The organism is Paraburkholderia sp. 2C (assembly GCF_054589215.1).
The window spans coordinates 139,598-151,865 of record NZ_BAAILL010000005.1; the positions used below are offsets into that span (position 1 = coordinate 139,598).

Annotated in this window: 11 protein-coding genes; 5 read left to right on the forward strand and 6 right to left on the reverse strand. The window is 63.3% G+C overall.

Annotation, left to right across the window (positions count from 1 at the left end; translation table 11 throughout):
- Window positions 1-137: 137 nt before the first annotated feature.
- Window positions 138-416 (reverse strand): 30S ribosomal protein S20, encoded by a 279-nt coding sequence (gene rpsT / locus ACYPXD_RS00820; RefSeq protein WP_219797856.1) that lies wholly within the window; start codon window positions 414-416, stop codon window positions 138-140.
- 367 nt (window positions 417-783) lie between these two features.
- Here rpsT and murJ point away from each other — a divergent pair, with 367 nt between their 5' ends.
- Together murJ and ACYPXD_RS00830 are read left to right on the forward strand one after the other, a co-directional pair.
- Window positions 784-2,334 (forward strand): murein biosynthesis integral membrane protein MurJ, encoded by a 1,551-nt coding sequence (gene murJ, locus ACYPXD_RS00825; protein ID WP_459706358.1) that lies wholly within the window; start codon window positions 784-786, stop codon window positions 2,332-2,334.
- A 5-nt stretch (window positions 2,335-2,339) separates the two neighbouring features.
- Complete coding sequence (locus ACYPXD_RS00830; protein ID WP_459706424.1) at window positions 2,340-3,182, forward strand: SirB1 family protein; 843 nt, start codon at window positions 2,340-2,342, stop codon at window positions 3,180-3,182.
- Window positions 3,183-3,345: 163 nt separating this feature from the next.
- On the opposite strand, the gene ACYPXD_RS00835 is transcribed toward ACYPXD_RS00830, so the two are convergent.
- From ACYPXD_RS00835 to lpxK, 5 genes are all read right to left on the reverse strand, one after another.
- Window positions 3,346-4,104 (reverse strand): 3-hydroxyacyl-CoA dehydrogenase, encoded by a 759-nt coding sequence (locus ACYPXD_RS00835; RefSeq protein WP_459706361.1) that lies wholly within the window; start codon window positions 4,102-4,104, stop codon window positions 3,346-3,348.
- Window positions 4,105-4,365: 261 nt separating this feature from the next.
- Entirely contained in the window at window positions 4,366-5,031 is a 666-nt protein-coding gene (gene adk / locus ACYPXD_RS00840) for an adenylate kinase (RefSeq protein WP_459706363.1), read from the reverse strand.
- A 352-nt stretch (window positions 5,032-5,383) separates the two neighbouring features.
- Window positions 5,384-6,214 carry a 3-deoxy-manno-octulosonate cytidylyltransferase gene (gene kdsB / locus ACYPXD_RS00845; RefSeq protein WP_459706365.1) on the reverse strand — a complete coding sequence of 277 codons (831 nt, stop codon included), beginning with the start codon at window positions 6,212-6,214 and terminating at the stop codon, window positions 5,384-5,386.
- A 44-nt stretch (window positions 6,215-6,258) separates the two neighbouring features.
- Entirely contained in the window at window positions 6,259-6,462 is a 204-nt protein-coding gene (locus tag ACYPXD_RS00850) for a Trm112 family protein (RefSeq protein ID WP_006050060.1), read from the reverse strand.
- Window positions 6,443-7,459 (reverse strand): tetraacyldisaccharide 4'-kinase, encoded by a 1,017-nt coding sequence (gene lpxK / locus ACYPXD_RS00855; RefSeq protein ID WP_459706368.1) that lies wholly within the window; start codon window positions 7,457-7,459, stop codon window positions 6,443-6,445. Before lpxK ends, ACYPXD_RS00850 begins: the two co-directional genes overlap by 20 nt.
- A 502-nt stretch (window positions 7,460-7,961) precedes the next feature.
- Here lpxK and xseA point away from each other — a divergent pair.
- The 3 genes from xseA to ACYPXD_RS00870 all read left to right on the forward strand — a co-directional run.
- Window positions 7,962-9,341, forward strand: a complete 1,380-nt coding sequence (xseA, locus tag ACYPXD_RS00860) for an exodeoxyribonuclease VII large subunit (protein ID WP_459706370.1) — start codon at window positions 7,962-7,964, stop codon at window positions 9,339-9,341.
- Window positions 9,342-9,791: 450 nt separating this feature from the next.
- Complete coding sequence (locus ACYPXD_RS00865) at window positions 9,792-10,370, forward strand: superoxide dismutase (protein ID WP_219797849.1); 579 nt, start codon at window positions 9,792-9,794, stop codon at window positions 10,368-10,370.
- Between the two features lie 666 nt (window positions 10,371-11,036).
- On the forward strand, window positions 11,037-12,268 hold a 1,232-nt coding region (locus ACYPXD_RS00870), incomplete at its 3' end, for a PAS domain-containing protein (RefSeq protein ID WP_459706373.1).

Below are 12,268 nucleotides of genomic sequence, written 5' to 3' on the forward strand. Positions count from 1 at the left end.
GGTTTTTTTATGCCCGACTGGCGTCGGCGATTCTTTACGACCGGGCGGCCAACAAAAAAGCCCGCCGAGGCGGGCTTCAATGTAGCAGCGGAAACAGGAAACAACCCGCATCGTGCGGGTTGGCAGGACTTGCGAATTTACTGTGCTGCGGGCGCTTGCAGGCCCTTGACGGCTGCAGCGAGGCGGCTCTTATGACGAGCGGCCTTGTTCTTGTGAACGATTTTCTTGTCGGCAATGATGTCGATGGTTTTCGACGATGCCTTGAAAACTTCGGCAGCCTTCGCCGAGTCGCCGGCTTCGATTGCCTTGCGCACGGCCTTGATTGCCGTACGGAACTTCGAGCGCAGCGCCGAGTTATGCGAGTTGGCCTTGGCGGCCTGACGGGCGCGCTTGCGTGCTTGTTTGGTATTAGCCATGACGTGGTTCCTTATCCTGTTCCTGTTTCCAGTACCGGCCCATTCGACCGACCGACGGCCGACCCGGCGCTGCTTCTGGATTCAACCCGCGAAAGCGATTGCCCGCGAGCGTTGATCTGATTCGAAGTACGACAACGATGCGAAGACGGGCCTAGACTGACCTGTATTGCGTTGGCCTATGTCGCGCCCCTATGCTAGGCGGACAAGCTTCGAAACGGACGAGTATAGCAATAGAACCGCCACCTGACAAGCCGCGCAAATTCCGACCGAAATCGCGCGCTCCGCGCGAACGTCCGGCGCGCGGACGGGTCCGAATCGCGTTCTGACACGCTCCTCCCCCAAAACGGACCCGTATAATAAGCGCCCCATGAATCTATTCCGAGCCCTGTTGACGGTCAGCGGCTTCACGCTGCTGTCCCGCGTGACCGGACTGGCCCGCGAGACGCTGATCGCCCGTGCGTTCGGCGCCAGTCAATATACCGACGCGTTCTACGTCGCCTTCCGCATTCCGAACCTGCTGCGCCGCATTTCCGCCGAAGGTGCGTTTTCGCAGGCATTCGTGCCGATTCTCGCCGAGTTCAAGAACCAGCAGGGTCACGACGCGACGAAGGCGCTCGTCGACGCCACGTCGACCGTGCTCGCGTGGGTACTCGTGTTCGTCTCGCTGCTGGGCGTGGTTGCCGCGTCATGGGTCGTGCTCGTCGTCGCATCGGGTCTTCGCACCGACGGCGATGCATTCCCGCTCGCGGTCACGATGACGCGGATCATGTTCCCGTACATCGTTTTTATCTCGCTGACGTCGCTTGCATCGAGCGTGCTCAACACCTACAAGCACTTCTCGATGCCCGCGTTCGCGCCGGTGCTGCTCAATGTTGCGTTCATCTTCGCCGCGGTGTTCGTTGCGCCGCATCTGCGCACGCCCGTCTATGCGCTCGCGTGGGCCGTGATTGCCGGCGGCATCCTGCAGTTCATCGTGCAACTGCCGGTGCTGAAGAAGGTCGACATGCTGCCGCGCATCGGGCTCAATCCGGTGCGCGCGCTCGCGCATCGCGGCGTGAAGCGCGTGCTCGCGAAGATGGTGCCGTCGATGTTCGCGGTCTCGGTCGCGCAGATCAGCCTCATCATCAACACGAATATCGCGTCGCATATCGGGCCGGGCGCGGTGTCGTGGATCAACTACGCCGACCGGCTCATGGAATTCCCGACCGCGCTGCTCGGTGTCGCGCTCGGCACGATCCTGCTGCCGAGTCTTTCGAAAGCGCATGTCGACGCCGATACGCACGAGTATTCGGCGCTGCTCGACTGGGGCTTGCGCGTCACGTTCCTGCTCGCCGCGCCGAGCGCGATCGCGCTGTTCTTTTTCGCCGAGCCGCTGACGGCGACGCTGTTTCACTACGGCAAGTTCGACGGCAATGCGGTCGTGATGGTCGGGCGCGCGCTCGCCGCATACGGCGTTGGCCTCATCGGCCTGATCCTGATCAAGATTCTCGCGCCGGGCTTCTACGCGAAGCAGGACATCAAGACACCGGTGAAGATCGGCATCGGCGTGCTGATCTTCACGCAGGCGTGCAATTATGTTTTCGTGCCGGTTTTCTCGCATGCGGGCCTCACGCTGTCGGTCGGGCTTGGCGCGTGCATCAACGCGTTGTTTCTGTTTATCGGCTTGCGGCGGCGGGGCATCTATATGCCGTCGGCGGGGTGGACGCGCTTTTTCGTGCAACTGCTCGGCGCGTGTCTCGTGCTGGCAGGCGTGATGCGGTGGCTTGCCGCGAGCTTCGACTGGATCGGCATGCACAGCGAGCCGCTCATGCGAATCGTGCTGCTCGGCGCATGCCTCGTTCTGTTCGCCGCGCTATATTTCGGTATGCTGTGGCTGATGGGCTTCAAATACGCGTATTTCAGAAGGCGAGTGAAGTGATCACGATGACGCGGGTTCTCGACTATTTCAGCACGCTTGTCGCCGAGGACGAAAGCCTTCCGCTGACCGAAGCGGCGCTTTCGCTCGCGCAGGACGCCTACCCCGATCTCGATCTGCAAGGCACGCTTGCGGAGATCGACGAACTTGTCTTGCGGCTGCAGCGGCGCATGCCCGACAACGCGGATGTGAAGCAGAAGGTCGGCATCCTGAACCGGTTCTTTTTTCGCGAACTCGGCTTTGCGGCCAACGTCAACGACTATTACGATCCCGACAACAGCCACCTCAACGTCGTGCTCAAGCGGCGGCGCGGCATTCCGATTTCGCTCGCGGTGCTGTACCTCGAGATCGCCAGTCAGGTCGATATTCCGGTGCGCGGCGTATCGTTTCCAGGGCATTTCCTGTTGCGTGTGACGACGCCGGAAGGCGATGTGATGCTCGACCCGACGAGCGGGCACTCGCTGTCCGAATCCGAAATGGTCGAGATGCTCGAGCCATATGTCGCGAAGGCCGGCGATTCGGTCGGGCGCGCGCTGCGCATGCTGCTGCAGCCGGCGACGCGGCGCGAGATCATCGCGCGCATGTTGCGCAACCTGAAGTCCACGTATTTGCAGACCGAGCGCTGGCAGCGTCTGCTCGCGGTGCAGCAGCGGCTCGTGATCCTGCTGCCGGAGAGCATCGAGGAAGTGCGCGACCGCGGCTTTGCGTATGCGCGGCTCGACTATCTGCGGCCCGCGCTCGAGGACCTCGAGCGTTATCTCGGCGACCGGCCCGATGCGGAAGATGCAACCGTCGTCGAATCGCAACTCGAGGAAATTCGCCAGCGCACGCAGCATAACGATCGGGATTGACGGCGGCGCTCGACACACTCGCGACGCGTGGCGCGACGCACGTTCCGTCACACGAAACGCGAAGTTGCGAAGTTGAAGAATAAAGAAAAGCCTGCCGGCGAAATTGTTCGCCGGCAGGCTTTTCTTTTACGCGCCGCGGCAGTGCATCGCGACGGTTATTTCATTACTTCGGTTGCATACGAATCGCGCCATCGAGGCGAATCACTTCGCCGTTCAGCATCGGGTTATCGAAAATCTGCTTCGCGAGCAGCGCATATTCGATCGGTTTGCCGAGGCGCGGCGGGAACGGCACCATGGCGCCGAGCGAGTCCTGCACCTCCTGCGGCATGCCGAGCAGCATCGGCGTTTCGAAGATGCCGGGCGCGATCGTCATTACACGGATGCCGTTGCGCGACAAATCGCGCGCGATCGGCAAGGTCATGCCGGCGACGCCGGCCTTCGATGCCGCATATGCGGCCTGGCCGATCTGCCCGTCGAATGCCGCGACCGACGCCGTATTGACGATCACGCCGCGTTCGCCGCCTGCGTTCGGTTCGAGCTTCGCCATCGCGGCGGCGGCGAGGCGGATCATGTTGAACGTGCCGATCAGGTTGATCGCAATGGTTTTCGAGAACGCGTCGAGCGAATGCGGGCCGTCCTTGCCGACGGTCTTCATGGCCGGCGCAACGCCCGCACAGTTGACGAGCCCGCGCAGTGCACCCAGCTTCAACGCGGCGTCGACCGCCTGCGCCGCATCGTCTTCGCGCGTGACGTCGCATTTGACGAATACGCCGCCGAGTTCTTTCGCGAGTTGCGTGCCGGCTGCTTCGTTCAGATCGGCCAGCACGACCTTGCCGCCGTGTTCGGCGAACAGGCGCGCGGTGGCCGCCCCGAGGCCCGATGCGCCGCCGGTGATCAGAAATGCGTTGTCGCGGATATCCATACATTCTCCTTGGGCCGGTTTGCCGCGGCCGATCCTGCGGCTGCGTGTCGAGCAACGATTGTAGCGGGTGCGGTTAGCACATAAAAGGCGGTCACGGTATCTCGCCAGCCTGACAACCTGCGACAGGAACCGGCCGACGTTGATTCGGATCGCTGATCAAAACACCGATGCAATTTCCGCTCGCCATTTGCGCCATCGCGGCAATAAAAAACCGCCCCCAGAGGGGCGGTTTCCGTGGAGGACAACGCGTCGGCGCTACGCTTACTTCAACGCGTCAAACACGCGCGCGCGAATCTCGTCGACCGTGCCGAGCCCGGAAATACGCCGATATGCGGGCGCCTTGAGCGGGGTGGACGGATCGCCTTTCTGCGCCCAAGCCTGGTAGTAGTCGATTAGCGGCTTCGTCTGCGCGACATAGACATCCAGACGTTTGCGCACGGTTTCTTCCTTGTCGTCGTCGCGCTGGATCAGCGGCTCGCCGGTCACGTCGTCGACGTTCGCGACCTTCGGCGGATTGAACTTGACGTGATACGTGCGACCCGACGGCGCATGCACGCGCCGGCCGCTCATGCGGACGATGATCTCGTCGAACGGCACGTCGATCTCGACCACGTAATCGATCGCGACGCCGGCCTGTTTCATCGCTTCGGCTTGCGGCAGCGTGCGCGGAAAACCGTCGAACAGATAGCCGTTCTTGCAGTCCGGCTCGAGCAGACGCTCCTTCACGAGGTTGATGATCAGTTCGTCGGTGACGAGTTCGCCGGCATCCATATAGCGTTTTGCTTCGATGCCAAGCGGAGTGCCCGCTTTCACCGCGGCGCGCAGCATGTCACCCGTCGAAATCTGCGGAATGCCGAACTTGTCCTTGATGAAGTTTGCCTGGGTGCCCTTGCCCGCTCCGGGCGCGCCCAACAGGATCAAACGCATGTGATATCTCCAGATCTCTATGTAAATTCTGTTCGGCGCGCGTGGCGCAGCGCTCATCGCGCTGCTTCGTCCCCGGTGCGTCTGCCGTGGCGTCCGCTGCTTTGCCCGCTACCTTGTGCGCAGTTTCGTCTCAAGCCAGCTCGCCCGACTGACACAGACCACAGGCCGCGCGGCACGTCACGCGCTGATACGTGACGGCGCTGCAGCATACGAAGGTGGACTGCACAACGATCGGGCAAACGGGACATACAGGGCGACTGCGTGGCAACTGCATGGCGAGCGGGAGTTGCAGTGCAATAGCGCCCGGCCTCGCCGGGTGGTTCGCTAACCGTCCCGATTATGCCACGGGTTTTTACGCGGACGACCCGAAAAGCGCCTGCACGCGCGCCAGATCGGCCGGTGTGTCGACGCCCGGCGGCGGCGTATCGGGCGTCACGAGCACCGCAATCCGTTCGCCATGCCACATCGCGCGCAACTGCTCAAGCGCTTCGGTCTGCTCGATCGGCGACAGGGTAAGCGATGGAAACGCGCGCAGAAATTTCGCACGGTAGGCATAGAGGCCGATATGCCGGTAGACGGTCGCGGAGGCAGGCGGCGCGGGCATTGCGGCGAGATTGGGCAACTGCGCGGGCGCTTGCGGTTGCCATGCATCGCGGGCCCAGGGGATCGGCGCGCGCGAGAAGTAAAGCGCCACGCCGCGCGCGTCGAGCACGACCTTCACGACGTTCGGATTGAACACTTCCGTGGGATCGGTGATCGGATGCGCGGCGGTCGCGATCGCACAGTTTTCGTTCGCGGCGAGGTGCGACGCAACGCCGCGCACGAGCGCCGGATCGATCAGCGGTTCGTCGCCTTGCACGTTGACGACGATCGTGTCGTCGCTCCATCCATGCTGCACCGCGACTTCGGCGAGCCGGTCGGTGCCCGACGGATGATCCGCGCGTGTCAGCATCGCGTCGAAGCCGTGTTCGCGCGCGGCTTCGAGCACTTGCGGCGCGTCGGTTGCGATCAGCACCTGCTGCGCGCCCGACTCGCGCGCGCGTTCGGCCACGCGCACGACCATCGGCTTGCCGCCGAGGTCGGCGAGCGGCTTGTTCGGTAAGCGGGTGGAAGCGAGACGGGCCGGAACGACGGCGATGAAGGGCGGGGCGATGACAGACGAACCGGTGATAGAGCGGCTCATTGAACTGCTCATTGAACTGCTCATGGGACTGCTCATTGAACTGCTCACGCAACCGACCCCGGATTCAGGTCGACGGGCGTGCCTTCCACAGTTTGCCGCGCTTCGTCGACGAGCATGACGGGAATGCCGTCGCGAATCGGGTAGGCGAGCTTGTCGGCGTTGCAGATGAGCTCCTGCGCCGAACGATCGTAGCTGAGCGGGCCCTTGCAGATCGGGCAGACGAGGATTTCAAGCAGACGAGCGTCCACGGAGTTTCTCCACAACGGATTCGATAAGGCGATGATCGAGCGCGGCTTCAACCGGAACGACCCAGATTCGCGCGTCACGCCAAGTCGCTAATTTTACCGCATCCTTTTCGGTGACCAGGATCGCATCGGCCTTTGCATCGGCAAATGGGTTCGCGGTGAACGCATAGTGGTCGGGCAGGGCGCGCGTATCGGGCGCAATGCCTGCCGCGCGCAGCGTCGCGAAGAAGCGCTCGGGGGCGCCGATGCCCGCTGCGGCCAGCACCCTGACGCCAGTGAATTGCGCAAGCGGCCGGCGTAGATGCGGATTGTCGAGATGCCACGCGTCGCCGGGCGTCAATTGCAGCGCGTACGTGTTCGGCCACGGCGGCAGCGTGCGTTCGTAGGGGCTATTGACGAGCGTTGCATCGCGTCGGCGCGACAGCGGTTCGCGCAGCGGACCCGCCGGCAAAAGAAAGCCGTTGCCGCCCAGCCGATGATCGAACACGACGAGTTCGACGTCGCGCGCGAGACGGTAGTGCTGCAGTCCGTCGTCGCTGACGATCACGTCGACGTCGCGATGCGCGGCAGTCAGCGCCCGCGCGGCCGCGACGCGGTCGGGGCAGACCCACACCGGCACGCCGGTGCGGCGCGCGATCAGCAGCGGCTCGTCGCCGGCTTGCGAGGCCGCCGAGGCGGACGTGACGGCAGTCGGCTGGCGCACGCGCGCGCCATAGCCGCGCGACACGACGCCGGGCGTGAAGCCCGCTGCGCGCAGCGCCTCGACGAGCGCGATCACGGTCGGCGTTTTACCGGTGCCGCCCACGGTGACATTGCCGACCACGACGACCGGCACGCCGACCCTGATCCGCTCGAGCCAGCCCGCCGCGAACGCGCCGCGGCGCGCGGCCGCGATGGCGCCGAACACACAGGCGAGCGGCGACAGCGCCCAGGCGAACGGGCCGCGCCGCTGCCATTCGCGCGCGATGTAGGACTCGATGCGGGTTCGCAGTTCGTTCATTCGTATCTGGTTGCAGCGGACCGCGGGTGACGGCGAGCGTAGTCCGCACTGGCAGTGGCGGGACCCGGCACTCTATCGCGCGAAGCCGCGTCGCGGCAAGTCGCCGGCGATAGCATCGACCGCGCCAGAGGCCGTTTTGCGACCGTCGGCGTGACGTGATGTGCCTGTGGATAACTTTGTGGAGAACCTGCCCCGCATTCAACGGCAAGCACCGCCGCCCAAGCCTCGCACCGGTCTAGGTATACATTTAAGAGATAAAAAGACCATAAAAATCAACACGATATCTCGAATTCATTGGGCTTTCCGGGGCGTTTTCGATCACTCTTGTTTAGTATCCCGACATGTGGACACTTTTAACAACGTGACTAACCCGATACCTCGAAGGGTGGACGCGGCCGGCCACTCGGTCTATCGTCTGTTCGGCCAGCTGAAACTGCCCCGATTAAGGTGAAACTGCCCCTATTAGCCGGCCCTGTCTACTCCGATCCAATCCGAACCCCGCATGAATTCAGATAGTTCCTTCGCTTCATCCCTCCCGAGCGGCGGCGATGCCGTCGTGCCGGTGTCCGTGCTGAACCGCGCGATCGGCACGATGCTCGAGCGCTCGTTTCCGCTCGTATGGGTCTCGGGCGAGGTGTCGAACTTCACGCGCGCCGCCAGCGGCCACTGGTACTTCTCGATCAAGGATGCGCAAGCGCAGATGCGCTGCGTGATGTTCCGCGGCCGCGCGCAGTACGCGGAGTTCACGCCGCGCGAAGGCGATCGCATCGAAGTGCGCGCGCTCGTCACGATGTACGAGCCGCGCGGCGAACTGCAACTCAATGTCGAAGCAGTGCGCCGCACCGGTCAGGGGCGCCTGTACGAAGCCTTCCTCAAGCTGAAGGCGCAGCTCGACGCCGAGGGTCTTTTCGCGGCTGAGCGCAAGCGCGCGCTGCCCGCGCATCCGCGCTCGATCGGCATTGTCACGTCGCTGCAGGCGGCTGCGCTGCGCGATGTGCTGACCACGCTGGCGCGCCGCGCGCCGCATATTCCGGTGATCGTCTATCCGGCGCCGGTGCAAGGCATGGGCGTGGGCGCGAAGCTCGCCGCGATGGTTGAAACGGCGAATGCGCGGCGCGAGGTCGATGTGTTGATCGTGTGCCGCGGCGGCGGATCGATCGAAGACCTGTGGGCTTTCAACGAAGAGGTGCTCGCGCGCGCGATCGCGGCGAGCGACGTGCCGGTCGTGAGCGGCGTCGGTCATGAAACGGACTTTACGATCGCCGACTTCGCAGCCGACGTGCGCGCGCCGACCCCGACCGGCGCCGCCGAACTCGTGAGCCCGCAACGCGTGCTGTTGCTGCGCGATCTCGACCATCGGCACGCGACGCTTGCGCGCGGCTTCGGCCGCATGATGGAGCGTCGCGCGCAGCAGCTCGACTGGCTCGCGCGACGTCTCGTGTCGCCGGCCGAGCGGCTCGCGCGGCAACACACGCATCTGCGTCAGCTGAGCGTGCGGCTCGCATCGGCCGGCGCGCGGCCGGTTCGCGACGCGCGGGCGCGCTTCGCATTGCTGCGCATGCGCTGGCAACGCTGGTGTCCGGACGTTGCCGTGCATCGCAGCGCGTTGGGCAGGCTCGACGAACGTTTGCGCAGCGCATTCGCGCGGCGCCACGAACGCGATACCGCGCATATCGCGGCACTGGCCGCGCGGCTCGAAGTGCTGAGTCCGCAACGCACGTTCGAGCGCGGTTACGCCGCGCTGCTCGATGCGCAAAGCGGCCGCGCATTGCGCGCGCCGGCCGCCCTGAAACCGGGGCGCCGCCTGACCGTGCATCTCGCGGAAGGCTCGGCGGACATCGCGCTATCCGATGTGCAGCCGCGCCTGACAGAAGGCTTCTAGGCCACCCGCGCAGCGCGAAAGTAGATTTGACCTCATCGCGATGCGCGGGCAAGCAGCAATTGCACTCATTACGCTGATTCATATATCGCGTGAATACGCGATCGAAAATGCACAGCAGCGCGTTGGACAGAGACGCCCGATATCACGCGTGTAAAGCCGTGAATGGAACGTCGATCGGATTGCAATAACAGCCCGGGTACGCCGCTTGATACGGTGCCGATACGACGCTGGATTGCGGACTCTCTGCGATCGGCTGTGGCATCGCGCAACGTGAAGACCGGCGGTCACGATTCGCGCGCGCCACATGAATTCCGTAGGCCGGCCCTCGCAATTGAGATGCCGTTGGTGAAAAGACCGTTGGTTTGCGGGGTTATCCCAAGTCGCCTACAATCCATTGCTCTACAAGCGTTGTCCGCAGACTTCCCCATAAACAGATAGAAGGAAAGCACCATGGAACATCAGCTCCCGCCTCTGCCGTTCGCGAAAAACGCACTCGCGCCGCACATGTCCGAAGAGACGCTCGAGTTTCATTACGGCAAGCATCACCAAACCTATGTGACTAACCTGAATAATCTGATCAAGGGCACCGAGTACGAAAATCTGACGCTTGAAGAAATCGTCAAGAAATCGTCGGGCGGCGTGTTCAACAATTCCGCGCAAGTGTGGAATCACACGTTCTTCTGGAACAGCCTGAAGCCGCAAGGCGGCGGCCAGCCGACGGGCGCGCTTGCAGAAGCGATCAACAAGAAGTGGGGTTCCTTCGACAAGTTCAAGGAAGAGTTCACGAAGACGGCAGTCGGCACGTTCGGCTCGGGCTGGGCCTGGCTCGTGAAGAAGCCCGACGGTTCGCTCGACCTCGTTTCAACGAGCAACGCCGCTACGCCGCTCACCACCGACGCGAAGCCGCTGCTCACGATCGACGTGTGGGAACACGCGTACTACATCGACTATCGCAATGCACGTCCGAAGTTCGTCGAAGCTTACTGGAACATCGTGAACTGGGACTTCGCAGCGAAGAACTTCGCGTAAAGCAAGCGCGTTTGCCCGCACCGCATAGAGCGTGCGAGAACCCCCGTAGTGAAAATGAAAGCCCTCCATTGAGAGGGCTTTTGTTTTGGTATTCGTATGTTGTCCGTATCCATTCACGCCAAACCATCCCGGCCACCCGCTCGCGGGCGACGACAATGGCCGTTCCGTATGTCCGCGGTCACAGTGATGTCGTCGTTCCGTGCGTTGCGTTTTCGCGTTTTGCGAAGCATGTTTTCTTGTTTGAACGCATTGTCATACATGAAGACGCGTCGCCCCTTTTGCGTGCGTTACCGCACTCGGCGTGCGTGCTTGATGGTGAAAAAATATGTCAGTACACTCATTCGCGACGCGATGACCGCGGCGAGGCGAGGCAATGTAAAGAGGCCTTCGCGGCGACGGTTTATCGGCGTCCGGTGTCTTATGGCGTGATGCCCATCGCGCTGCTGCCCAAGGCCGGGTGGCACATGCGCGTCGTCCGGGCTCAGACAGTTCGCGCCGCGCGCGCAAGAGGCGTGCGCAATCACTGAGGTCTCTTACGGGTCGTCGAGTTCGCGAGGCGAACGGCTTCGCATATCGACACAGCCGGATCATGTTGCCGTTCGCGGTGTCCGCAACGTTCGATCCATCAATGCCGGTGCGCTCTACTAACTATCGTAGCCTGAGTCAATGACACCCGAACTCGATTCACTCAATCTGCTCGACGCGGTTCCCGCACTGATCTGGAGCGGCTCGCCCGACGGCGGCGCGGCGTCGCTCAATGCAGCGTGGACGCATTATTCGGGCAGGCCTTTGGCCGAGTTGCTCGGCTTCGGCTGGCAGCGGCTGTTGCATCCCGATGACCTCTACTGCGTGCAGGAAGGCTGTGCGCGTGTGCATGGCGGCAACGCCGAGCGGCGCATGCACGCGCGCATTCTCGACGCGAGCGGCCGTTATCAGCGCTTCCTCCTCAGCATCAGTGCGAACGGCGCGGACCAGGAGGTGCCCAGCGGTTTCGCGGCCGCGGCGATCCGGTTCGCCGAAAGCAAAGCGAACGAGTCCGCCGACTGCACGGGCGAACGCGATCTGCGCTTTCCGTGGGGCCATGTGCCCGTGATGGTTTGGAGTACCCAGGCAGACGGCTACCTCGATTTCGTCAACGACCGCTGGGTGCGTTTCACCGGCATGACGCTCGAACGCGCGCAGGGTTGGGGCTGGCAGGACGCCGTGCATCCGGACGATCGCGAGCGATCGATGCGGGTGTGGCGGCAACTGCTCGAAAGCGGTCTCGAGGGCTCGTGTGAATGCCGGCTCGGCAACGACCAGCGCGGTTATCGCTGGTGCATGTCGATCGTGAAGCCAAGGCGCGACGCGACGGGGCGCATCGTGCGCTGGTATGGCGCGATTCTCGATATCGAAGACCGCAAGCGGGCCGAAGACGCATTGCGGCTCAGCGAAGCGTATCTGACCGACGCGCAGCGCTTGAGCCACACCGGCAGCTTCGCGTTGAACCCGCACACAGGGGCGCTTTACTGGTCCAACGAAATGTACCGGCTCTACGAATACGAGCCCGGCACGAAGGTCGATCTGCGTGCGGTGTTCGCGCGCACGCATCCGGACGATATCGACGAAGCGACGCGCGCATTCGAGCGGATCGGCGCCGGCGATCGCGAAGTCGATACGACGCATCGGTTGTTGATGCCCGACGGTCGAGTCAAGGATATTCGCCTGCTTGCGCATCCGGTCGGCTACAAAGGCGGTAAGTCCGAATACGCGGGCGCGGTCATCGATATCAGCGAAGCGAAGCAGGCCGAACGGCGTTTGCAGCAGGCGCACGACGATCTCGCACACGCGACGCGCATCGCGACGCTCGGCGAGCTCACCGCATCGATTGCGCACGAGGTGAGCCAGCCGCGCGCCGC